The organism is Syntrophotaleaceae bacterium (assembly GCA_041390365.1).
Taxonomy (GTDB): Bacteria; Desulfobacterota; Desulfuromonadia; order Desulfuromonadales; family Syntrophotaleaceae; genus JAWKQB01.
The window spans coordinates 548,402-570,844 of record JAWKQB010000001.1 but is presented as its reverse complement, the minus strand read 5'-3'; the positions used below and the strand labels follow the sequence as shown (position 1 = coordinate 570,844).

At 52.7% G+C, this 22,443-nt stretch carries 22 protein-coding genes; 2 read left to right on the top strand and 20 right to left on the bottom strand.

The features are described 5' to 3' along the window. Nucleotides 1–149: 149 nt before the first annotated feature. The 13 genes from R2940_02745 to R2940_02685 form a co-directional block, all read right to left on the bottom strand. A complete protein-coding gene (locus R2940_02745; GenBank protein ID MEZ4598689.1) occupies nt 150–509 on the bottom strand; it encodes an EI24 domain-containing protein in 360 nt (119 codons plus the stop codon). A 14-nt stretch (nt 510–523) separates the two neighbouring features. Then, complete coding sequence (locus R2940_02740) at nt 524–946, bottom strand: EI24 domain-containing protein (protein ID MEZ4598688.1); 423 nt, start codon at nt 944–946, stop codon at nt 524–526. A 15-nt stretch (nt 947–961) separates the two neighbouring features. Next, nucleotides 962–1,759: a radical SAM protein gene (locus R2940_02735; protein ID MEZ4598687.1), complete on the bottom strand. Its 798-nt coding sequence runs from the start codon at nt 1,757–1,759 to the stop codon at nt 962–964. A gap of 213 nt (nt 1,760–1,972) precedes the next feature. Next, nucleotides 1,973–2,707: a TorF family putative porin gene (locus R2940_02730; GenBank protein MEZ4598686.1), complete on the bottom strand. Its 735-nt coding sequence runs from the start codon at nt 2,705–2,707 to the stop codon at nt 1,973–1,975. A gap of 78 nt (nt 2,708–2,785) precedes the next feature. Continuing rightward, nucleotides 2,786–4,129 carry an ammonium transporter gene (locus tag R2940_02725; protein ID MEZ4598685.1) on the bottom strand — a complete coding sequence of 448 codons (1,344 nt, stop codon included), beginning with the start codon at nt 4,127–4,129 and terminating at the stop codon, nt 2,786–2,788. Between the two features lie 31 nt (nt 4,130–4,160). After that, nucleotides 4,161–4,499, bottom strand: coding sequence for a P-II family nitrogen regulator (locus R2940_02720; protein ID MEZ4598684.1), 339 nt, complete (start codon nt 4,497–4,499; stop codon nt 4,161–4,163). A 426-nt stretch (nt 4,500–4,925) separates the two neighbouring features. Next, nucleotides 4,926–8,126, bottom strand: coding sequence for a carbamoyl-phosphate synthase large subunit (gene carB / locus R2940_02715; protein ID MEZ4598683.1), 3,201 nt, complete (start codon nt 8,124–8,126; stop codon nt 4,926–4,928). Nucleotides 8,127–8,489: 363 nt separating this feature from the next. Further along, a complete protein-coding gene (locus tag R2940_02710; GenBank protein MEZ4598682.1) occupies nt 8,490–9,764 on the bottom strand; it encodes a hypothetical protein in 1,275 nt (424 codons plus the stop codon). Nucleotides 9,765–9,930: 166 nt separating this feature from the next. Continuing rightward, the gene (locus R2940_02705; protein ID MEZ4598681.1) at nt 9,931–10,278 is read right to left on the bottom strand and encodes a hypothetical protein; all 348 of its coding nucleotides are present in this window, start codon (nt 10,276–10,278) and stop codon (nt 9,931–9,933) included. A 135-nt stretch (nt 10,279–10,413) separates the two neighbouring features. Continuing rightward, nucleotides 10,414–10,656: a hypothetical protein gene (locus tag R2940_02700; GenBank protein MEZ4598680.1), complete on the bottom strand. Its 243-nt coding sequence runs from the start codon at nt 10,654–10,656 to the stop codon at nt 10,414–10,416. Next, nucleotides 10,653–11,042 (bottom strand): hypothetical protein, encoded by a 390-nt coding sequence (locus R2940_02695; protein MEZ4598679.1) that lies wholly within the window; start codon nt 11,040–11,042, stop codon nt 10,653–10,655. The genes R2940_02700 and R2940_02695 overlap by 4 nt, the downstream gene beginning before the upstream one ends. Nucleotides 11,043–11,306: 264 nt before the next feature. After that, complete coding sequence (locus R2940_02690; GenBank protein MEZ4598678.1) at nt 11,307–12,086, bottom strand: Type 1 glutamine amidotransferase-like domain-containing protein; 780 nt, start codon at nt 12,084–12,086, stop codon at nt 11,307–11,309. A 500-nt stretch (nt 12,087–12,586) separates the two neighbouring features. Then, the gene (locus tag R2940_02685; GenBank protein ID MEZ4598677.1) at nt 12,587–13,084 is read right to left on the bottom strand and encodes a transposase; all 498 of its coding nucleotides are present in this window, start codon (nt 13,082–13,084) and stop codon (nt 12,587–12,589) included. A 169-nt stretch (nt 13,085–13,253) separates the two neighbouring features. On the opposite strand from R2940_02685, the gene R2940_02680 reads away from it, so the two are divergent. Together R2940_02680 and R2940_02675 are read left to right on the top strand one after the other, a co-directional pair. Next, nucleotides 13,254–13,571, top strand: coding sequence for a BrnT family toxin (locus R2940_02680; protein MEZ4598676.1), 318 nt, complete (start codon nt 13,254–13,256; stop codon nt 13,569–13,571). Next, nucleotides 13,540–13,815: a BrnA antitoxin family protein gene (locus R2940_02675; protein ID MEZ4598675.1), complete on the top strand. Its 276-nt coding sequence runs from the start codon at nt 13,540–13,542 to the stop codon at nt 13,813–13,815. Before R2940_02680 ends, R2940_02675 begins: the two co-directional genes overlap by 32 nt. A gap of 43 nt (nt 13,816–13,858) precedes the next feature. On the opposite strand, the gene R2940_02670 is transcribed toward R2940_02675, so the two are convergent. The 7 genes from R2940_02670 to R2940_02640 all read right to left on the bottom strand — a co-directional run bounded on the left by R2940_02670 (nt 13,859) and on the right by R2940_02640 (nt 22,258). Further along, the gene (locus R2940_02670) at nt 13,859–14,395 is read right to left on the bottom strand and encodes a GNAT family N-acetyltransferase (GenBank protein MEZ4598674.1); all 537 of its coding nucleotides are present in this window, start codon (nt 14,393–14,395) and stop codon (nt 13,859–13,861) included. 93 nt (nt 14,396–14,488) lie between these two features. Next, a complete protein-coding gene (locus R2940_02665) occupies nt 14,489–15,088 on the bottom strand; it encodes a hypothetical protein (GenBank protein MEZ4598673.1) in 600 nt (199 codons plus the stop codon). A gap of 552 nt (nt 15,089–15,640) precedes the next feature. Beyond that, nucleotides 15,641–16,417 (bottom strand): transposase, encoded by a 777-nt coding sequence (locus R2940_02660; protein ID MEZ4598672.1) that lies wholly within the window; start codon nt 16,415–16,417, stop codon nt 15,641–15,643. Nucleotides 16,418–16,902: 485 nt separating this feature from the next. Continuing rightward, on the bottom strand, nt 16,903–17,655 hold the full coding sequence (locus tag R2940_02655) for an FRG domain-containing protein (GenBank protein ID MEZ4598671.1): 753 nt from the start codon (nt 17,653–17,655) through the stop codon (nt 16,903–16,905). Continuing rightward, nucleotides 17,652–19,262: a hypothetical protein gene (locus R2940_02650; protein MEZ4598670.1), complete on the bottom strand. Its 1,611-nt coding sequence runs from the start codon at nt 19,260–19,262 to the stop codon at nt 17,652–17,654. The genes R2940_02655 and R2940_02650 overlap by 4 nt, the downstream gene beginning before the upstream one ends. Beyond that, nucleotides 19,259–19,693, bottom strand: a complete 435-nt coding sequence (locus R2940_02645; GenBank protein MEZ4598669.1) for a site-specific integrase — start codon at nt 19,691–19,693, stop codon at nt 19,259–19,261. Before R2940_02645 ends, R2940_02650 begins: the two co-directional genes overlap by 4 nt. A gap of 153 nt (nt 19,694–19,846) precedes the next feature. Beyond that, nucleotides 19,847–22,258 carry an ATP-binding protein gene (locus tag R2940_02640; GenBank protein MEZ4598668.1) on the bottom strand — a complete coding sequence of 804 codons (2,412 nt, stop codon included), beginning with the start codon at nt 22,256–22,258 and terminating at the stop codon, nt 19,847–19,849. Nucleotides 22,259–22,443: the final 185 nt, after the last annotated feature.

The window sequence follows — 22,443 nt, the reverse complement described above, 5'->3', positions numbered from 1 at the left end:
TCCTTATGACTGCTGATGCCCGCCGGAGGCGAAGGCACCCCGCTCTCGCACACCTAAGCAGGCCGTTACTAACAGGCGGATTCATGCCGTTTCAAAGTTCACTCTATCCGGGTATAAAAATTATACCATAGCCGGATTTTCCATTCCCGTCAGGGTGCTGGCTCCTTTCCCCGCCCCCCCACAGACAGAGGATATCCCGCGGTCTCCTCGCACCACAGGATGGTCCCTCCGATAACGGCAAGGGGGATGCACAGGAGCTGCAGAAAAGGGATGGTCAGAAGGAGCAGGATGCCGCAGGAAAAGCCTGCAATCAAGGGCTTGCGCTGCAGCAGGAACTGTTTCTGCTGGCCATAGGAGGCTCGCTTTCTGTCCTGAACATATCCAAGGTATTCCCATCCGAGAAAAAACAGGGTCAGCCCCAGGGACAGAATTCCATAAAGCGTGCTGCCCACAATCGGCAGAAGGTTCAGGAGCAGAAGTACCAGCATGATGGCGACAAAAACAGCCAAATTCTTTAACTGAATCAGCCACGACCGTCCAATATCGCGAAAAAAACAGACAGGGAGAAATTCTCTCCGACCGGTCCGCCCAGGAGCAGTTCTTCCGTCCGTTCCGAAAGAAGTTCGTTGAACGGTGATGCAATCAGGTTGCCCACGACGGTAAACCCGAAAAAAACCAGCACAAGGGTGACCACGCCTGCCACCATCCAGAGTCCGTAGTAAACGACCGACCAGTACCAGGTAGTCCCCTCCGGAAGAAACCGGGCGATGACATACTGGAAAAATTCGAAGCCGAAATAGATGGTCAGGGAAAAAACCACGACATTGATCAGAAAGGGGATGACGATGTATCGGATCAGGTCGGGATTTTGCCATAACAGCCGGGCGGCACGAAACACCAGGAAAAATCCGTGGGGGAATCGGAACAGGGCCTGTGATTCAGGCATGAAGAATCCTTTCTTTCAAATGGGAAGCCCCTGCAGAAAAAGGGTTCCGCAACCCCCCGCAGGCTGTATTCGCCAGCGATTGGCGCGGCGGACATTGATTCCCGCGGCGAACAGAGCCCGGTAAATCGATTCCTGCCGCTCTGCAGGCGGGGCCGAAAAGGGACTTCCGGCCACCTTGTTGTATTGCAGCAGGTGCAGGGTCATTTCAGGAAAAGGTCGGAGCCGGTTCACGAGTTCGGAGATCTCGTCATCCGCGTCGTTGATACCCTGCAGCAGCAGGTAATTGACGGAGATCTTTTTCCGGCGACGATGGGAAAGGCCTGGCCAGATGTCCTGCAACAGATCCCACACCTGCTCGAAGGGGGGACCGTGAGGAACCAGGCGGTGGTGAACCGCGGCCGTGCCCGCATGAAGCGATAGGGCGACGCCGTTGTGATCGAGCGGCAGGAGACGGGCAAGCGCCCCCAGATCGACTCCCGTTGTGGTGACCGAAACCGACTGCCTATTTTTTCGGCATTTTTCCAGAAACGCGATCACGACATCTGAATTATGCAGGGGCTCCCCAATACCGGAAAGGGTCAACCGCAGAGGTTTTATACCTTTTTCCCGGGCTTGTTCCACCTGTTTTTCCAGTTCCCCGATAGTCAGGTTGCGCAGCAATCCTCGCGCTCCTGAGGCGCAGAAGGGACAACCGAGCGCGCAACCGGCCTGGGTGGAAAGGCAGAGAGTACCGCTGCCGAAATAGACCGCCTCCACCGTCAAGCCGTCGGACAGGCGCACGGGTATCAGGATGTTGGAGCTGGTGTGTTCCATCGGAAACAAATCCTTTTCGTTGCCGTTGCCGTAGTTGAAAGCATTCTTATCATCTACGATTGCGCTAACGACAACCGTTCCGCGTCCTCCCTACAGACAACGAAACTATTCTCCCGGGATTGAATAAACTGGTTTGAATGGCAAGACCGCCGCCCCCACTATAGTGGATGACGGCGGTCATGTCGACAGGATCAGCAGTGAGCTCGTTGAACACTAGAAGGCAAAGGTGAGAGTGACCCCGGCCAGAATTTCGCTATCGATGGAATCCTTGGCGTCGTCGTCGATACCCGAGGAGAAGACAAAGGAGGGGCTCAGGGTCAAAGATTCGGTAAGTGTGTAATCCAGCCCGGCGCTCAGCTCGTAATGATGAAATCCGCTGTAGTCGCCCACGGCGTAATCACTATGCTGATTGTAGCTGACCAGTGCCCCGAGACCGAGAGAGAGGCCTTCCATCAGATCGAAGGAGTGGCTGACATCGAAGGTGAAGAAAAGGCCGTCTTCTTCACAGGCATCCCAGTCCCAGTACATGGTCACGGTCGGAGAAAGCAGGGTGTTGACGGTAGCGCCGGCATAGAGCTCGTTGGTGTCCTCAGCCCCTTCGAAATCCAGCATGTACCAAATATTCCCCACCGAAACGGAAAGCATTTCGCCGACATCGAAAGAGTAGTCGAGGATGAGGTCGGTTTCGTTCAGCTCCCCGGAGTTGATGGTCGGTCCACTTTTCAACTGCCAGTTGTGCCAGGTGCTGAGGGTCCAGTTACCAAAAGACAGATCGATCCCGCCCTGGAGAACCGGGCGACCTTCACTCAGATCGAAACCGCGCCACAGGTACTTGTCGAACACACCGGCATAGACATCCCCTTCAACCTCGATCGCCGCCTGGGAGGTGTTGACCATCCCCGCCCCGATCATGACCAGGGCAACAAACAAAACGCTCCACTTTTTCATTTTAAACTCTCCTGATTGCATTTTTTTGCGGCCCTCGTGAGGACCATCCCCGGTCGGGCCGCAATCTTTGAACTGGGTTTACTTGGTCGGACCTTCGCCGGGGGTGAAAACGGTTCCCATGCGCACGGTCTGGAAGTCGGGATAGGCGCTGGCACCGTGTTCGCAGAAGTCGAGGCCGGCCATCTCCTCTTCCTTGGTGACGCGCATGCCGATGACCAGGTCGATCAGTTTGAACAGGATCAGACCGGTGATGAAGGCCCAGGCGAAACACGCCCCGATGCCGATCAGCTGCACGCCGACGGTTTTCATGGAGAAGCCGGCGGAGTCGAACAGGCCCGCAGCCAGGGTGCCCCAGGCGCCGCAAACGCCGTGGACGGATACGGCACCAACGGGATCGTCAATCTTGATCTTGTCGAAGAACAGGACCGAAAAAAGGACCAGAATGCCGGCGATGGCGCCGATGATGACCGCGGACAGCGGAGTGACGTTGGCGCAGCCGGCGGTGATACCGACCAGACCGGCCAGGGCGCCGTTGAGGGTCATGCCGACGTCAGCCTTGCCGTACTTGATCCAGGTGGCCAGCATGGCGGTGATGGCGCCGGCCGCGGCGGCCAGGTTGGTGGTTACGGCGATAAGGGCAATGGAGGTGTCACCGACGGTGGTGGAACCGGGGTTGAACCCGAACCAGCCGAACCAGAGCAGGAACACGCCGAGGCCGGCCAGAGGGATGCTGTGACCGGGGATCGGCCTGACCTTGCCGGCCTTGTCGTATTTGCCGAGACGGGGACCGACGACGATGGCGCCGGCCAGGGCCAGCCAGCCGCCCATGGAGTGAACCACGGTGCTCCCGGCAAAATCGATGAAACCGAGACCTTCGAGCCAGCCGCCGCCATTGTACAAGCCGCCCCAGGCCCAGGATCCGAAAATGGGATAGATCAGGGCAGAGACAAAGAACGAATAGACCATGTAGGCGCTGAACTTGGTGCGCTCGGCAACGGCTCCGGAGATGATGGTCGCGGCCGTGGCGGCAAACACCACCTGGAACATCCAGAAGGCGTAGTTCCAGGCTTCGCCATCGCCCACGGCGCCACCAAAGAAGAAATCGGTGGTGCCGAAAAAGCCGTTGGTGGTGCCGAACATCAGGCCGAACCCGATCATCCAGAAGGCGATGGACCCGACGGAGAAGTCCATCAGATTTTTCATCAGGATGTTGCAGGCGTTCTTGGCCCGGGTAAATCCGCTTTCAACCAGGGCGAAACCGGCCTGCATGATAAAGACCAGGAAGGCGGCGATCATGGTCCAGACGAAGTTCAGGTTGGTCTGAACGGCGTCGGCGGTAAGGGGAGCTGCCTCCTCGGCAAATCCGACGACGGGCGCGAGCAGCAGCAGACTGACCGCTATGAGCGTACCGAATCGTTTCACTTTTTTATCCTCCTTGTTTCTGAGTGATGACTTAAAGAGCTTCCTCACCTGTTTCACCAGTCCGAATCCGGATAGTCTGCTCGATGTCATAGACAAATATCTTGCCATCGCCGATGGTGCCGGTCGCCGCTTCCCTCCTCACTGTATCCACGACTTCGGCGACCCGGTCGGTAGGAATCACCAGTTCGATTTTGATCTTGGGAATGAAATCGATCTGGTACTCCGCCCCGCGGTACAGTTCGGTATGTCCCTTCTGGCGGCCGAATCCCCGCACTTCACTCACCGTCATCCCGGTTATGCCGAGGCCTGACAGAGCTTCTTTGACTTCGTCAAGCTTGAATGGCTTGATAATGCATTCCACTTTTTTCATCGTGTCCCACTCCCTTGTGTTTGGTGCCTGCGGCGAACCCACGAACAGTCATGCCGGCAAAATGACTGTCTGGTTGCTGGTGGTTCTCTCCCCGTCGGGATTGATGCAGCTCGGGCAGGCCATAATTTGAAATCTGCTGAATTAATTTAGCATCGGCCGTGCCAAGAAAATTTTCGTAGAAAATTTAAATACTTACAAATATGAGCAGGAGAGTTTTGCATAAAATAAAGGCAGGAGAGCAAGACAAATGGGCAGGAATCAATCTATCGGGTGAATCTTTTTGGGCGAAAATTGAGGCAGGAGCGGCATTAGTGTCGACTTATACAGCATTGATCGGGGCTCTAAAGAGAGAAAAAAAAGGGCACCCCGACGACGGATGCCCTTATCTGTTGACAACTGGGCTTCCTGAATGGACAGGTATCAGGGTTAAAAAATATTCCGATGGTACTCCTGCAGGCTGTGCAGGTCACTGCGGCCTGCCCTTTTGGCCGCAATCCCTTTGGCCGCGGCGATAGCGGCCGCCGTGGTGGTGATGTACGGCACTTTGTAGCGGATGGCAGTTTTACGGATATAGGAATCGTCGTGCACGCTGAGTTTGCCTACAGGGGTGTTTACCACCAGTTGGATTTCTCCATTCTTGATGGCGTCGGTGATGTTCGGCCGGCCCTCGTGTTCCTTGAGAATCGGCTCGGCCTGCACCCCATGTTCCGCCAAGTATCGGCAGGTCCCTTCCGTGGCCCTGACGGCGAAGCCGAGTTCGGCGAAACGCCGCGCGGCCTCCAGCCCCCCGGCCCGCTCCCGCTCGGACACGCTGATCAGCACCGTGCCCGCAAGCGGCAGGCGTGCCGTGGCGGCCTCCTGAGCCTTGAAATAGGCCAGGCCCGCATTGTCCGCCATCCCCAGGACTTCTCCGGTGGAGCGCATCTCCGGCCCCAGCACCGGGTCGACCTCGGGAAACATGTTGAATGGGAAAACCGCCTCCTTGACCCCAAAGTGCGGCACCGGACGGCGCTGCAGATCGAGATCGGCGAGCCTGACGCCGAGCATGACCTGGGTGGCCAGACGCGCCATGGGGATGTTGCAGACCTTGCTCACCAGCGGCACGGTGCGGCTGGCGCGGGGGTTAGCCTCGAGGATGTAGACGGTGTCGTCGGCAATGGCATACTGAATGTTCATCAGGCCGACCACGCCCATCTCTATCGCAATCTTGCGAGTATACTCCTCGATGGTGTCGATATGTTTCGGCGGGATGCTGACCGGTGGTATCACGCAGGCCGAATCGCCGGAATGGATGCCGGCCAGTTCGATATGCTCCATGACCGCAGGCACGAAGGCGTCCGTGCCGTCCGCAATGGCATCAGCTTCCGCCTCGATGGCGTTTTCCAGAAACTGGTCGATAAGGATCGGGCGCTCGGGCGACACGTCGGCGGCCTTGTCCATGTATTCCCGCAGCATGGTCTCGTCATGCACCACCTCCATGGCCCGGCCGCCGAGCACGTAGGACGGCCGCACGATGAGCGGGTAGCCGATGCGTTCGGCGATGGCCAGGGCTTCGTCGATAGTGCTGGCCATGCCCGAGCGCGGTTGCGGTATGTTCAGTTTCCGCATGACCCGGTTGAACTGGTCGCGATCCTCGGCCAGGTCGATGGTCTCGGGCGAGGTGCCAATCACTTTGACGCCGTTGGCCTGCAGTTCGGCAGCAATGTTGAGGGGCGTCTGGCCGCCGAACTGCACGATCACCCCCTCGGGCTGCTCCTTGCGGTAGATGGACAGCACGTCCTCCACCGTGAGCGGTTCGAAGTAGAGCTTGTCGGATGTATCGTAGTCGGTCGACACCGTTTCCGGGTTGCAGTTGACCATGATCGACTCATGGCCCAGATTCCGCAGGGCAAAGGCCGCATGCACGCAGCAGTAGTCGAACTCGATGCCCTGGCCGATGCGGTTGGGACCCCCGCCGAGTACCATGATCTTACGTTTGTCGCTCACCCCGACCTGGTCGGGCGCGTTGTAGGTCGAGAAGTAGTAGGCAGCGTTCTCGACCCCGCTGACCGGCACCGGCTCCCAGGCCTCTTCCAGCCCGAGCGCGATCCGGCGGCGGCGCACATCCGCTTCGGCAATGCCGAGGATCCGGGCCAGATAGCGATCGGCGAAGCCGTCCTTTTTCGCCCGGACCAGCAGAGCGTCCTCCGGCAGGCGCCCCTTGCAGGCCAGCAGCTCTTCCTCGAGCTCCACCAGTTCCTTCATCTGTTCGAGAAACCAGCCCTTGATGTGGGTCAGTCGCTGCAGCTCGCCGATGTCGGCCCCTTTGCGCAGCGCCTCGTATAGGATAAACTGCCGCTCGCTGGACGGCTCGACCAGGGCTTCAAGCAACTCCTGCAGCGATCGGTGATGAAAATTCCTGGCGAAACCCAGTCCGTAGCGCCCGGTTTCCAGAGAGCGGATGGCCTTCTGCAGGGCTTCCTTGTAATTTTTGCCGATGCTCATCACCTCGCCCACGGCACGCATCTGGGTACCGAGTCTGTCCTGCACGCCGCGGAACTTCTCGAAGGCCCAGCGGGCGAACTTGACCACCACGTAATCGCCGCCCGGTGTATATTTTTCCAGGGTTCCTTCCCGCCAATAGGGAATTTCGTCGAGGGTCAGTCCGGCCGCCAGCAGGGCTGACACCAGGGCGATGGGAAAACCGGTCGCCTTGGAGGCCAGCGCCGAGGAACGCGAGGTGCGGGGGTTGATTTCAATCACCACCACCCGGCCGGTCTCGGGATCATGGGCGAACTGCACGTTGGTGCCGCCGATGACTTCGATGGCCTCGACAATATCGTAGGCATATTTCTGCAGGCGCCGCTGCAGCTCTTCCGAAATGGTCAGCATGGGCGCTGTACAGAAGGAATCGCCGGTGTGAACACCCATGGCATCGACATTTTCGATGAAGCAAACGGTAATCTTCTGGTTTTTGGCGTCGCGGACCACCTCAAGTTCCAGCTCTTCCCAGCCGATCACAGACTCTTCGACCAGCACCTGACCGACCAGGCTGGCCGACAGGCCCCGCGCCACCATAGCCTGCAGCTCCTCCATGTTGTAGACGATGCCGCCGCCGGTGCCGCCCATGGTATAGGCCGGGCGCAACACCACCGGTAATCCCAGGTCGCCGGCGATCCGCTCCGCCTGTTCGACACTGGTGGCGATTTCGCTGCGCGCCACCTCGATCCCAAGGCGCTCCATCGTGTCCTTGAAAGCCTGGCGATCCTCCCCCCGCTCGATGGCATCGATATTGACGCCTATCACCTTGATTTCATACTTTTCCAGCACGCCTTTGCGACTCAGTTCCGAAGCAAGATTCAGGGCCGATTGTCCGCCCAGATTGGGCAGCAAGGCATCGGGGCGCTCCTTGGCGATGATCTCGGTAATGGCGTCGACATTGAGCGGCTCGATGTAGGTGACATCCGCCATGACTGGATCTGTCATGATGGTGGCGGGGTTGGAGTTGACCAGAACGATCTCGTACCCCAGCTTTTTCAGGGCCTTGCAAGCCTGGGTGCCGGAATAATCGAATTCGCAGGCCTGGCCAATGATGATGGGCCCTGAGCCGATGATCAGAATCTTGCGAATATCCTCGCGTTTGGGCATGTATGCCTCCCCCTTGATGACCAGCAGGTGAAAAAGCGTTTCTGAAACTCTTGATTGGAAAAACCGAACAATAAAAAAGGGCTAACCGAAACCTGGTTAACCCTGCCTTTGCCGTTAGACCCTTCGCTGCCTCGAATCCGTCCTTAAAAAGCCGCCTGTTCTGCAGGACTGTGGTACGGTTTGAGAAAACGATGCCATTTACCGCAAAAAGGGAACACCCTGATCGACGGATAAAGCAAGTTCGGGGATATACTCAAAATCCCCGGCTCTGTTTGTAAGACTTTGACTTTTTGATGTCAAGAAAGTTCCGTTCTGCCAAAGGGTTCTGGAGACACTCCCCAGCGCCGGCTTTGGAGAGCCGAATTAATCGAGCTGCCAGCCGGACAAACCTTCATCATTTTTTCCATAGAACTTCACCCTACCATACCCGTACTCAAAGGTCGTTGCATCCACAGTGGAATCGTAAATTAACCGCTTGGGTGCGCCGATCAGTTGTCCCGCTTCCTCTCTGGACATGCCCAACCGCAGATTTAGCCACTTGCAAGCCGTGTCATTGAGCTTGCGATTTTCAAAAGCATCCACCGAAAGATAGGCGGACGACGAAGAAAAATCACTTGGGCAGGACCGGTACTTGAGAACCGATTCAGAGATGCTGTCACCCTCAAAAACGAGCTCGCATAGCGGACGGTCGTCATAAACAGACCCTACCATTTCCTGAATAAAAACGGATTTGACTTTTGAATGTTCTATCATGCTCTGCGGCAGATAGACGGACGGCCGAAGCGATTCCATGGCCGGCAGACGGAGACCCCAATGAGATGTCCAGCCGATGACGGACGTGTGTTTTTTCGAGACCGGATCGAACACATAGCTGAAGTTTCTTCCGTTAAATTCCACACGTTCTTGCAGGGCGAAAAGATGCCATTCCCTATTCTTTTCATTAAGATGCTGGGCGTAAGTCGTGCTCCCCCGCTGATACCCCTCAACTGCTTTGCGAATCTGCTCTGAAGCGGCAGGATTTTTGCTCGCTCTTTGGGGCACCTCCAGCATGACCTTGTACAGGTTGGCGGCAAGCGCGTCCATGCATTGCTGCATGCTTGTTTCGTAGCGCACATCAGCCATGCCCAAAGTCCGCTGGTCTTTCCCATCCCCGTAAATCGTAGCCCCGTAAAGTCTTTTGCTGTCACCGGAGAACAACTCCCAGGTCAATGACGCGTAGGTTACGACCGTAACTGGAATTTCCTTTATGCTGTAGAGATAAGCACCTCTGGGTCGCAATACCCCGATAAAATCAGGATGAGCGGATACGGCATCGTTCATGTTATCAAAAAAAAGAGGCTCACCGAATACCGCTGTCGCTGCCTTGCGGGCGTTTTCGCAAATAACCGGTCCCAAAGAAAATTCCTGGAAATCCCGAGGCACGTAATAGAACGAGGAGAGTTCGTCAGACAACACAATCGCCACCTTGCCCGCCACTTTGACGCCTGGTTCATAAACAGGGGAAAAAGACCTGAAATCCTTGTGAACGGTTGTACAGCCGGCAAAAAGGATCAGGGATGCTGCCAGTAAGAAACAGGCGATGGGGGAGAGGCTATTTTTGCGGACATCTGAAGAATCCATTAAGCGGTAAACAGGCATCGGCAGTCTCCTTAACCCTATTGCAAGCTTATCGGTTTCCAGAAACTCTCAGTATGATCATGATCTATTACTCATTCTTTCAAACCAAGAAGGGCTGAGCGGCAGTATAGTTGTGTATGAGCAGCAACACGATACGGCGATATCCCTCCAGGTGGTACTCACCCTCTTAAAAGATAGACGAAAGCCATTTTGCCCCTGCCCAACCAACCGTGCCGAGCAGAACCGAATAGATCGGTGAAAACAGCAAAAGCAGCCCCGCCGTGGATGATCCTGTCCGTATTCCGCTCCAGTCGAAGACCCAGGCAGCATGTGTCAAAGTGATAGCGAGTGCCGTGACGCCGGCAAAAATGACAGCACTCCATGACGGTCGCTCTGCACCGGGACCATGCATGATCGCAAGTGCAGCCAGTGCCAACGGCATCAGGTTCCATAGAGCGATCCAGTTGCATCCTTCCGCATAGAGGACCAACAGACCGCTGCCGATAATCAGCACTGCACCGAGGATCCGGATCATGGGCAACTGGCTCCCTTGTGAATTGGTCCGCAAGCGAGTTGACAGACACAGAAACCTGACAGCACCGGCAGCCCCAGAGCGGCGGCGACGGGCTGCAGCCGGTCGCCCACTCCGCCCTTTTGCGCCTTGTGAGCATCAAACCCAACCCGCAAGAAAGCTCATCACCGAATCCATGCTCGCGGCCAGCGCCTCGCGCGCCGACAATCCCCTGCGAAGGTGATGAACGAATACCGGCACGCCGATGAGCATCAGAAAGACCGCTTCGAGAACGAAAAAGATGATGCCTTGGCTCATCCAGTCTTCGAACCAGGGGTTGAGGACGCAAAAAAGCGCCACAATGTTGGCCAACAATGCGACCAGCAATAGACCTTTCTTCATCCGGCAACCCCTCTTTTCCGGCGTGCAGCCCACCACACCGTGAGCAGTGCCGCGAGTGGTGTGAGCGCAACGGCGTGCAACAACCCGCCCGCCCACACCCAGAGATGGAACTGACCCTGCGGATCAGTGGCGGGATCATAAAAGAGATAACTGATCACCACCGTGCCGATAGTCACGCCTGCGAACATCAGCGCGCCATGAAAGAGGAGGTGAATCAGGGTAACGGCCACGGATGCGGGCGGCCACAGGCGCAGGAAGACTGGCCAGCGACGCAACAGCCAGACGGCTGCCAGGAAGCCCGTCAAGACCGGCAACGGCCAATCCACAAACGCCTCGAACAGGAGGTGCGTTGCCGTGCCTTCGGGAAAAGGATTCAGCCGTTGCATACGGCCCACCTCCTCGGCGAAGAGCAGGAGCAGCGACCATGCCAGTGCCGGTGGAAACAGTAACCGGAGAACCCTTTCCTTCAGAAGAACGTAGAATCGTGAATGGGACATTTTGCAATACCACCGCTGCAGGACTGATACTGGATAATCAAGCAGGGACCGACATCGTCATCGGAAGATCCCGTTCCAACAATTTCCGCTTTTCAGGCTTCCCAAGCGCCTGCCGCCGACGCCTCTAAGAGCCATATTTTGAAATTTCGCATTTTAAATCGACGGTTTCCGCTGGTCCGACCCCGATGACACCTTATTGTCCCTCAAGGCCCCATTGAAATACTCTTTAACATTTCCGATGTACCGAGTCCCCGCATCGGACACGATAATCCCATCACCATCTTCGCAAGATAGTATTATTTTCTCCGTCTGCCTTGAATACGCAATAATTTTATCTTCCGTTATCAGAGAATTGACATGCGGAAAGAATTCCCAATCTACGAGATTCAGGGCTTGAGTATCCATTCCCTCTATTAATGGATCACCATAGACTAATGATGCCGAAATATGCGGCGTCATCAACAGAGCACCTGCGCTGACACCAATAAGGGTTCCCCCGTTTGCCACGTACTTTTGAAGAACTGGTAAAAAATTTCTTCTCTGGAGATTTTGAAGAAAATGGAAAGTTGAGCCTCCACTTAAATGGACAGCACCTGCATTAAATAGTTCTTCAATCCTTTTTTCCTCGAATTTATTCTCTAGATCGAAATAATCCATCACACGTATTCCGAACCGTGAATAATACGAAACGATCCTTGAATAGAAAAACCTGTCTTTGTCTCCTTGAGAAGGAATGTAAAATAAAGTGTTATTATTCCGCTCATCAAGCAAGGACATAATGGCACAATCAGTTTCGTCATTATCGCGAATCAATTGATCGCTCAGGAAGACCAAGCTCATAATTTGAATTACCTCAAAAGAACAAAACTTTGGGTCTGCATCAGCCAGCTCTGCCAACATGTAGCATGAGAGGGCACGCGGCTTTTTGCACATCCCGCTCAATCCTATGGATTATGTATATTTTAACAATATACGGCACATGCACCCTTCCCTCTCACAAGGACCAGCCGTAACGGTGAACCTTGGTCATATTGTGCAGCTTGGTCAATAGCTTCCATTGGACATATGACTGCGGCCTAGGTGCTGCTTGTTCTTTTTCAGAAACTCCTTGATCTTGCAGCCGGCCTTAGTCAGGGCTTCTTTTTGCTCGTCTTCCCGTCTGCTTGTCCTCGTCACGGTGCTTGTTGACCAAAAGGGGGGCTCGGACCAATCTAACAGCAAAACGCGTTGATGTATTTGCTAACCCATTTTCGAAAGTTGAACTATGCCGGCACAACTTGAAACCTGCTGAAAATGCATCTTGAACCCGGCACCCTCAATAACTACCAGCATTTCCTCTGCGACCCAATAGTGCTCGGTATCATCCCAACTGTCGCTACAAATCTCTGCAGCAGCGTCCCTCGCAGCTGCACTCGGAAACGCGATATCTGCAATCAGGACCCGCCCCCCAGATCGGTCAGGGTGCCACTCCACTCCTTGGAGGCGTTTGAGGGCATCTTGCAGCCATCGATAGCGAACATCTCCTTGCCGATCAATCCCAGGGAATCGCAGACCATCAGCACCTGCTGGAACAGGTCGGCGATCTGCTCGTGGGAGGAGGAGATGAAGTCGGCGATGGTGGTGAAATGGGGCCGGCTGTCGGCGGACAGGGCCATGAAAATCACGTTTTCCCGGCACAGGGCTTCGATCTTACGGCTGCTGGTCACTCCGCGGGAGTAGGCCAGAAGCACGATCTTGAGCAGAATAGCCGGGTCGTAGGCGGGAAGGCCGCACTCGTCGTTGTTGAATTTGGAATCGAAGATGTTCAGGTCGAGTTCGTTGTCGACCAGGTAATGGAGGGAGTGTTCAAAAGTGCAGGGCAGGATCTGTTGTTCGAAATCGATCGGCAAAAGGACGGTCTGGTTGTAGTCGTAGGACTTGAAGCGGGCCACCGGCAATCCCCTCCTTTATTTCATGAAATTTTCCCGCATCTTACCACATTTCATGGTTTTTCTACAGCTTCAACGTTTGGCATGAGAGGCGCGCGGCTTTTTGCGCGTCCTGCTCAATGCCGTGGTTAGCGCTGGTTGACAACTATGTATATTTTGATAATATACAACCATGATCGACTGGGCGCAGATAACAGGCTTTGACTGGGACGAAGGAAATTCGCGTAAGAACGCGAAAAAGCACGGCGTTTACCAGTCCGAGGCCGAGCAAATATTCTTCAATGAACCGCTGCTTATCCTGGAAGACAACAAGCACAGCCAAAAAGAATCTCGTTATCACGCCCTTGGTGAAACCGATGATACACGCTTGTTGCATATCACCTTCACATTGAGAGGTAGCGGTACTCTGATCCGAGTGATTTCCGCTCGTGATATGCACCATAAAGAGAGAGCAATTTATGAGCAAACAAAAAAAGATGCCCGAGTTTAAGACTGAAGCTGAGGAAAGAGAATTTTGGGAAAGCCATGATTCCACCGACTACATGGATTGGAGCCAGGCTCGGCCCGCTTCTTTTCCAAACCTGAAGCCCTCAACCAAAACAATATCGCTCCGCTTGCCGGAAGCTCTGCTTGATCGCATCAAAATCGAAGCGAACAAACGTGATATGCCTTATCAGTCGCTTATCAAGGCTTGGCTCGCAGATGATGTGGATGAAAGTCGCCGCGTGCGGTAAGGCGCTACGATTTTGGTAACCGGCTGCGTCGTGCCGGAACAATTTAGTAGAGACTTCCTCGGGAAATCTCCCCTGTATCACCAGGCCGGTTGACCTTATGGTTCGGCGCTGTGCTCGGGATCTGCATAATCAGCTCAACATCAGTCAACTTATCAAACCTGTCACTTTCAAAAAAATCGTCTTCTCGTTCTGCAACGACTGTGAATCCAAGCCGTTTGAATACATCCACGTTTCCCGTTTCTTTAACCGTGTGCAGTTTAAGCTGAATTGCCTTTTCCCTTTTACCGACATTCTCCAAGTGGCGGATCAGACTGCGAGCAACACCTTTTTGTCTATAGTCTGCGGCCACCCCAAGGCCAACGAGGCAAACCGATTGGTTTTCTATGTAATACTGGACCGTTCCAACGACTTGTCCATCAACGACCGCAACGAGCCTTTGAAGACCCGGGCTTATCCGGGACTTGTTTTCGATGGCCCTTTGTTTGGGACGATAGATCTGTCGGAGAGTGGCAGTAGCTGCAGCTCTCACACCCTGAATCGCTGCTTGGTCTTCAACCCTCTCTGGTCGAACAGTTATCATTTGTTTAATTCCATGCCGAACGTGGCCATCACAGGTGGGAATGGAGCGCAACGGAATTCCCATCCCCGTGCATGGCATTGTTATGCGCTGATTTCAATTGTTGTAATTCAAAATCATTTCTCTAACTTCACTGTACGCATCATCTTTCCCGAAGAAACTGAAAAACAGGCTTGCAATGAGCAAAAGAGCCATATTGGTACCATTTAAGACCTCAAGAATTTCTTCTTTTTCATAATTTTGAAGCACTTGATTGTCATTAAATCGGCGACCAACTTGGCGTATTCCCGAATGAGTGTAATCATTCATAGGGTTCCAGGTACTTCTCTTTATGGTTTGCCAAAAGTTGCCAGAATTGAATGCTTTATCAATTTGCGAAACTAAAACATGCATTTTTGGAAAAATGTCTTTGTCTTCGAAGAGGTTATTTACCTGCGTTTCGTTAGCACAGGCTGCAATCCAGTGGGCACGATAAAGAGTTTCATAAACTGGTCGAGCTAAAGCGAAGGCGGAGCCGCAGAGATCATTTTGGATTAAGAAGAAAATAGCTGAGTGGTGCTCTGCCAATATGCTGTGATATGCCAGCAAAATCTGGCTTCTTCTATTGGTTGGATATTCATTCTTAGTAACAAGCAGGCCAAGCCGGTCCTTTAATTTGGCTGTTTTCTGTATAACCACATCAATTTGTGAGTCCATAGCACTCTCGCTTAATTCAAGCTCGTAACGCATAACGTTCAAGGTCAGGGGCGCGGCGCCGATAGGCGGAGCGTCCCCTGCACCGCAGGGTTAGGAATCTGATCGCGATCACTTCGGCCCTTCTGGATTCTTGACGCCAAGAGCTCCAGCCACAAAGTGATAGATGAACATTCCGCTATGGGACTCCTGTGGGCACGCCCGAAACTCTCTGTTGTTCCAGTAGTACTGAGCATAAGCAACAAGATGATTGTCTAGCCGCCTGCGTATCTCAATGCGTGCGCCGCCCAATCCTAGTTCAGCTCCCTGATCAAGCGTCAGTCTTGTGGGGCGGACCTCGTACTCTGCCGTCAGTTCCTCAACGGGTTCGTACACGTACTGCGTTACGGCATTGGACCCGGTTTCGACCGTAGGATTCTTTCGCCAACTGTGCTTACCCGCTCGTACTTTGCTTTGCCTTCAATCCCGCTTTCCTTCGTCGCTGGGCGTTCTAGAAACTCCAGCAGACTTTGATATCGGCAGCCCTGGGGTCGGACCAACCTAACTATTCGATATTTAATAGAAATCAGTCCGAAAATAGCAGTTATTTAGTGCTATAACTCGATTTTCGGGGTAAAAACCGCCCTTATAGGTTTCCGGCGATTCCCGAAGCATATAGGCATCGCCGTTTGCCCCCACACTTCTCCCTATCCCTCGCGCTCCGAGGTTTTCCTGGATCTTTTGAACGAACCGCTTGCTACCGACCGCGACACTCCTTTGTCCAAATCTCTTCTCGTCTGCTTTTGTCCGAGGCCAATTTTCCCTCGATCCAACCCCAATGTGCTTTTGCCAACGAATCCGGCCCGTCTGTCTCGCCTCCGCAAGGGTGTCCAACGCAAGGAGCGTGTTGCGGCGGCGATTTCCCTGGATCTCGTGATATCCGCCATAAGCCCATTCTGCTGGATGATTCACGACTCCTGCCCGTACCATGTTCAAATCGATATAGACAAGGCAGCGGCGCAGATGTTCGCCGGATTCTATGGCGGTGGCATGGTAGCGATCTTCCCAGAAAGCTCCTTTGCGACGCTTTCGCTGGTTGTATTCCTGGCCGACCCGGCCCGCTACCAGTTGAATGGCTGGCGGTATGGAATAGGCCTCGTTATTGTCTCTCACCAGCAGATGAACATGATTGGAGGTAACCGTGTAGTTCAAAATCTGCAAGGAGGCTGCGGGCTTCGCGCAACCAGGACACAAAACGATGCCGGCGAATTTCAGTAAAAATTCTTTCTTGTGGCAGCGGTGGGTAATGTGCCAGATACAGCCGGGAATGCGATGCCGATTGGCTCTTGCCATGGCTCCCTCCCTGTGCCAAGCAGGGGAAATTTCAGCCGAAAAACTATAACCCTGATTTTGCCCCCAAAAATCGGGCTATAGGCAGTTTTTTAGGGGCTATTTTCGCAAAAGGTTACGTTTTTTCAAGGAGTTTCCTTGGTCCGACCCCCGAGAGCCCCATCTTATCCAATAAAGCTTCATTCTGTCGACACCCGTAACCCTAAACCCGCCTTGCGAGTGCAATCGAGCATCGTCCCGGCCCGTTTTTGGGATTTCTTGAATTTTCTTCTTAATTTCCATTTAACTTCCAATTTTCACCAATTTATTCTCGGGTTTTATACGGGCCCGTATAAACCGTCGATTAAGATGATCAAAGATCGTCAAAAGGACTTTTAACTCCTGCCGGCCACGGTTCAGGACATGGGTAGTAAAATGGCCAGGTCGGACCAAAGATCTCCAATTATTACGATGAGTTCCTTTGGTCCCCCCCAAAGAGCCCCCACAGGTCACTTGGTCGGACCTCCAATTACATGTTCCCCAATCCGCGCCAATGCCATGGAAACTTTGGCAGCAATCGCAGCGCCGACATAATCGGGGAAGAGGCTTGCGGCTGTTATTCCCATAGCAGAAAGATCAGAGAGGGCATGGACTGCCTCGGTTGAAGGAATTAAAGCTCTAACTAAGGAGGCAGAACAAGAATTAGCTAATACAAGGTCATTAATGCTGGCGTGCTCTGTTTCCAATAAGGTGAAAAGTCCTTTTTGGTTTCTAAGCCTATCGTTGTATATTTTTGGACATTTGACAACTCTTGCGTTTTTCGAAGAAAAGATAGGCGAATCAAGTCGGAGTGCCCAAATTGAAACAGGATCAAATTCCTCAAAATTCTCTAAGCAATCAATAAAAGAAAAAAAAGCTGCAATATATGGACTTTCAGACCAATCCAAAAGACGGGTTGGAACCCCATAATGTTGAGCCATAGCAATTCCAATATCTTGATTGGCCGATATTTCCTTTAATAGGATAGGGTCATAACATTCATTTAAAAAGTAGTCAATTAAGCCGCTAGCAATGGTCTTACGGTTTTCTTTGTAAATTAATTTATCGTACCATCGGTCAAAACTTGATATCAAAGGCCAGTCGCCATTGGACTGTCCACGAAATATAAAAATATTAGATAGAAATAAATCTTGGGAAAATAAATCCTTGTAAAATGTACTTTTAAATTGATTCCAATTTTCATATATTAATGTATGAATCATAGAATGACACCTTGTTGCAAGACTGGATTACCAGAAGGCTGTATGCCAGTGGCGTCAATCAGACAGGAATGAAAGGCGTATTCTTTTTTATCACGAGGAAGTTTAAACTCAGGACCTCCATCATCAGAGTAAAAGACAACTATGCCTGAGTTGTCAGAGCTATCAGCATATCCAAGCATACCATTTAGCCATAAAACATTAATAATATCAGACCCTTCATCAAAATATTCCTTTGCCAGTTCTTCCTGCCTCAATAATACACTTCGAGTAAATCGATCTTTCTTAAAACTTGATATATATGCTTTAATTTTATCGGCTAAGTTGGCTTTGTATTCGTCAGTGCCAAGAAATTTTTCATAGTCTTTATGTTCGAATTTTGTCGGACTCATATCCGTTGCGAGGTGAGTTCCGCAGATTTGCAGTTGTTCCTTACCAAATTCACGAGCAGCAAAACTTACACCACGCTTAATAGCTTCCGGCAGTGTATATACCTCAGGGAACCATTTTAATCTTTGTAATTCTTGGCATAACACATTACCCATTGTTACAACATCCCGAGGAAGTAGCCGAGTGTGTCTTAGTAGATAAGATTCTATTTTCTCTTTTTTATTCCGTTTTTTATTTTCAAATTCAGATAATCCAAGCCATGAATTTATACTTTTGCTACCATCATAAGAGTGAAAAAGTTCATTATTAAGCTTTTTCACCTTCTCACTTAATAAATATGAAATTGATCTTACATCCCACTTTAATACTCTAATATGTTCCTCCTCAAAGTTTCTGAGGTTGTGTTCAGTCTGAAGAATTTTTAAACGCACAACATCCCGAATCGCAACGGTAACGTGCAATCTCCCTCCAAGATTCTGATCTCTTAACAGGCTCATTATTGCATTAAAAAGGCCAATCTGACACTCAAGCCAGTACATTGGAGCATGCTGGAAATGATCATCTATTCCATCCATGTACAAACAAACAGGTTTACATTTTTTAAGGGCTATGGCCACTTCGGTCTCTAGCTGACCCCATTTTGTATTGGTAACATATTTAAGAATGGAATTTCTCGTAAAGTTCTTTTGAAGAATTGAACCTAGTTCATCAAAAATTCCTGACGGATATCGCGTTTCTTCCGTATCGTATAAAATTTCCGAGTAATTGGACCTAAAGCTGCAGCACAACTTATCCCCTACTTGAGAAACTAAAATTTCATTATTTATGATGTGAGAAACTGCTGACCTTATTATAGCCTTTCTCCATAACTGACACCATGTTTCACGGAGCTCATGTTTCTTGAAAAACCGGGATATTCTAATGATTTCTTGCGTTAATGGTGCGTTGTCATTTATACTTCCGGCATATAGATTGTCTTGTTGCGCAGCTACAAAGTCATGAGCTCTTCTCAGATAAAGTGTTTTTCCTGAACCCTTTTTTCCAACAAAAACTCTGGCGCGTAAATCATTAGGCTTGGTGGCAAGGCCTTTCCATACAAGATGATCACCGAAATCCACGAACCCCCGAGCAACCTCCTCAAGATCGGCACGTGCACCTTCTGGATTTCCAAACGGGCTTAATGAATTCTCAGGCATAGAATCCCCCTCATCAACATTCATTTTGAGTTTTCGACAGCGTCGCCCAACTCTCCGATGTCGTGACCGATGACATGGCGATAGAGGAAAAGGAGTGCGGATAAGGCCTGGTTCTGTGTTGATGCGTTGACTTTATGCTTTACGGCGAGATGGGTGAGGAAAGCATTGATTTCCGGCTCGGCCATTTCCGCAGGATAGCGAACGTTGTGGAAGAAAATAGACCGTTTCACCCACTGGCAGTAGGTGCTTTCGGTGCAGAGACTGTATTGGCGGGCACGGAGGGCTTGTTTGAGTTGCCTGAGGAGCTTCGGAGGCTGGTCCTTTTTACCTTGATTGGCAGGACGGACGTGGTTCGAAGCTCGATAGACTGTTGAGCCCGAGAATTCCCGGCAGCATAACCCGGGCTCACCGCTGGAAGCGAAACCGTCAAAGCGGCCCGACATTCCGGTGACCATGCCTCCCCCCTTTTTGAAGACAAATCATGAGCAGTATTTATAGCTTTTTAATCTCTCCCCGTCAATCTGTTTAAACTTTAAGGAAACCTTTTCCCCCCCAAAAAAAAGCGCCGCCCCTGATTGAGGCGGCGCTCCTTGAATCTTCTTTCTTGCTTACTCTCCCTTGGCCTCTTTTTCCTCGGGCCGGGCAAACTTGACGATCCCCTCGGCCATCTGGCGCAGCCGGCCGTCCACCAGCGCGTTGATCGTCCCTTCCGGCCAGGTTCCATCCTCCTGCTTTTCGCCAGCCGGCAGACCGGTCAGAATCTCGATCCCCTGGTCGACGTGATCGACGGCCCAGATATGGAATTTTTTGTCCCTGACCGCAGCGATGACTTCCCTCCGCAGCATGAGGTTCTGCACGTTTTTGGCCGGGATGATGACGCCCTGTTCGCCGGTCAGGCCCTTGGCCTTGCAGACGGTATAAAACCCTTCGATCTTTTCATTGACTCCTCCGATGGACTGCACCTGGCCCCGTTGATTGACGGAACCGGTCACGGCAATGCCCTGGTGCAGCGGGATGTCGGAGAGAGACGAAAGCAGGGCGTAGAGTTCGGCGGAGGAGGCACTGTCCCCCTCCACTCCCGAATAGGATTGTTCGAAACAGATCGAGGCGGCCAGGGTCAGGGGTTTGTCCTGGGCAAACCGGTCGCCGAGAAAGCCGGCGAGGATCATGACGGCCTTGTTGTAAATCGGTCCCGAGAGCTTGGCTTCCCTGTCGATGTTGATGACCCCGCCCTTGCCCATGAAGGTGCGGACCGTGATGCGGGAGGGCCGGCCGAAAGCGTAATCGCCCAGCATGTAGACCGACAGGCCGTTGAGCTGGCCGGCCACCCTGCCCTCGGTATCCACCAGAATGGTCCCCTCCTCGATAAACTCCTGAATGCGCTCTTCAGTTTTGTTGGAACGATAGATCTTCGATTCGATGGCCAGTTCGACCTGCTCTCGATTGACTGTTTCGGTGCCCTGCTGACGGGCGAAATAGGCCGCCTCCCGTATGAGATCGGCCACATCGATGAACCGGGAGGAGAGGCGCTTCTTGTCCTCGATAAGCCGGGCCGCATGCTCGACGACCCGGGCCACGCCATCGGGAGCGAATGGAGGCAGCTTTTCCTTGTCGCACTGGCTCGCTACGAAAAGGGCGTACTGCTGCACGTTTTCCCAGGTATTTTTCATCATCCGGTCGAAATCGGCCTTGACCTTGAAATACTTTCGAAAATCGGGGTCGGCCTGATAAAGCAGGTAATAAAGCCAGGGGATCCCGATCAAGATGACCTTGCATTTGAAGGGGATCGGCTGAGGCTTGAGAGAGACGGTGGCAATCAGGCGGAACTGCTCCGCCATGTCCTCGATCTTGACTTCCTCGTTGCGGATGCTGCGTTTGAGCGCCTCATAGGAAAAGAGATTGAGCAGCACCTCCCGGCAGTCGAGGATCAGGTAACCGCCGTTGGCCTTGTGCAGGGCTCCGGGGCGGATCATGGTGAAGTTGGTGGTCGCCGTACCCGCCTGGATGATGTGCTCGATCCGTCCGTAAAGATTGAAGTAGGTCGGATTCGGTTCGAAAACCACCGGCGCTCCTTCCAGGTCCCCGTTGTCGACGAACAGGTTGACCCGGTACCGGTCAAATGAGGGCTCCTGCCGGACGATCTTCCCGCCCATGGCGATCTGGGGCCCCTGGCCGGGGCGAAACTCCTCGGCCCGGTTGACGATATCTTCCTTGCAGCCCTCGAAGTGCTGCAGGATCTTTTCTTTATCCTTGTATTTCTCTTCCAAAGGCTCGAAAAGCTGCTGCAGCGCGGAGCTGAAGAACCCTTTTTCCACCCCGAGAATGGATTCGCGCATATCCTTTTCAAGGTCCACGACCTTGCGCAGCACTTCGTTCAACTTTTCCTGCAGTTCCGCTCCCTTGTCTTCGAAATGCTTCCGCTCATCCTCGGAGAGTTCGGCGTATTCCTGCTGGGAAAGAGGCTGGCCGTCCTTGGTCGGCACCAGCACCAGCCCCCCGACCGTTCTCTGCAGGATGAAACCTTCCCGGTTGACCTGCTCTTCCAGTTCCTGAACCAGTTTTTTGTTTTTTTCCTGGGATTCGGAGGTAATGCTGCTTTTGGCCTGTTCATATTCCTTGCTTTCGAATATCTTGGGAATAGTCTCCGCCAGGCGTGCGACAAGTTCTTCCATATCCTTGCAAAACTGACGGCCGAGACCCGCGGGCAACTGGATACAGGCGGACCGGGTGGCATCCTTGAAATCGTAGACATAGCACCAATCGTCGGGCACCGGTTCATCCGCCGCCCGCTTATCGACGACGCGCTGAATCGTGGTGGAGCGACCGGTCCCCGGTTCGCCCAACACGAAAATATTGAATCCCTTTGCATCGATTCCCAGTCCGAAATCTATGGCCGTCAACGCCCGGTCCTGGCCGATTGTTTCGTCGAGACAGCAGAGATCTTTCGTTGAATCGAACTCGAACTGCGCGGGGTCGCAGCGCCATTCCAATTCTTCAGGGGACAGTAGGAATTGTTCCACGGCTGGCTTCCTCTCAAAAAAGTGAATCAGAATGAATTCCGCCCTTGAACCCATAACCCGACAACTTCAAAAGGAATAATTTTGTTCAAGGGATTTTTACAAGCGGAATTTTAGATTGTTTCCGGGTATTTTCATATAATATTAACAACTCGGACAGGGAAGGCAACCTGGCGGTGGAACAGACG

What these genes read in the sequence shown, in the direction of transcription:
- R2940_02740 (MEZ4598688.1), bottom strand. Translation starts at nt 946, where the DNA reads ATGCCTGAATCACAGGCCCTGTTCCGATTCCCCCACGGATTTTTCCTG.
- R2940_02735 (MEZ4598687.1), bottom strand. Translation starts at nt 1,759, where the DNA reads ATGGAACACACCAGCTCCAACATCCTGATACCCGTGCGCCTGTCCGAC.
- R2940_02730 (MEZ4598686.1), bottom strand. Translation starts at nt 2,707, where the DNA reads ATGAAAAAGTGGAGCGTTTTGTTTGTTGCCCTGGTCATGATCGGGGCG.
- R2940_02720 (MEZ4598684.1), bottom strand. Translation starts at nt 4,499, where the DNA reads ATGAAAAAAGTGGAATGCATTATCAAGCCATTCAAGCTTGACGAAGTC.
- carB (MEZ4598683.1), bottom strand. Translation starts at nt 8,126, where the DNA reads ATGCCCAAACGCGAGGATATTCGCAAGATTCTGATCATCGGCTCAGGG.
- R2940_02710 (MEZ4598682.1), bottom strand. Translation starts at nt 9,764, where the DNA reads ATGCCTGTTTACCGCTTAATGGATTCTTCAGATGTCCGCAAAAATAGC.
- R2940_02705 (MEZ4598681.1), bottom strand. Translation starts at nt 10,278, where the DNA reads ATGATCCGGATCCTCGGTGCAGTGCTGATTATCGGCAGCGGTCTGTTG.
- R2940_02700 (MEZ4598680.1), bottom strand. Translation starts at nt 10,656, where the DNA reads ATGAAGAAAGGTCTATTGCTGGTCGCATTGTTGGCCAACATTGTGGCG.
- R2940_02695 (MEZ4598679.1), bottom strand. Translation starts at nt 11,042, where the DNA reads ATGCAACGGCTGAATCCTTTTCCCGAAGGCACGGCAACGCACCTCCTG.
- R2940_02690 (MEZ4598678.1), bottom strand. Translation starts at nt 12,086, where the DNA reads ATGTGCAAAAAGCCGCGTGCCCTCTCATGCTACATGTTGGCAGAGCTG.
- R2940_02680 (MEZ4598676.1), top strand. Translation starts at nt 13,254, where the DNA reads ATGATCGACTGGGCGCAGATAACAGGCTTTGACTGGGACGAAGGAAAT.
- R2940_02675 (MEZ4598675.1), top strand. Translation starts at nt 13,540, where the DNA reads ATGAGCAAACAAAAAAAGATGCCCGAGTTTAAGACTGAAGCTGAGGAA.
- R2940_02670 (MEZ4598674.1), bottom strand. Translation starts at nt 14,395, where the DNA reads ATGATAACTGTTCGACCAGAGAGGGTTGAAGACCAAGCAGCGATTCAG.
- R2940_02665 (MEZ4598673.1), bottom strand. Translation starts at nt 15,088, where the DNA reads ATGGACTCACAAATTGATGTGGTTATACAGAAAACAGCCAAATTAAAG.
- R2940_02660 (MEZ4598672.1), bottom strand. Translation starts at nt 16,417, where the DNA reads ATGGCAAGAGCCAATCGGCATCGCATTCCCGGCTGTATCTGGCACATT.
- R2940_02655 (MEZ4598671.1), bottom strand. Translation starts at nt 17,655, where the DNA reads ATGATTCATACATTAATATATGAAAATTGGAATCAATTTAAAAGTACA.
- R2940_02650 (MEZ4598670.1), bottom strand. Translation starts at nt 19,262, where the DNA reads ATGAATGTTGATGAGGGGGATTCTATGCCTGAGAATTCATTAAGCCCG.
- R2940_02645 (MEZ4598669.1), bottom strand. Translation starts at nt 19,693, where the DNA reads ATGGTCACCGGAATGTCGGGCCGCTTTGACGGTTTCGCTTCCAGCGGT.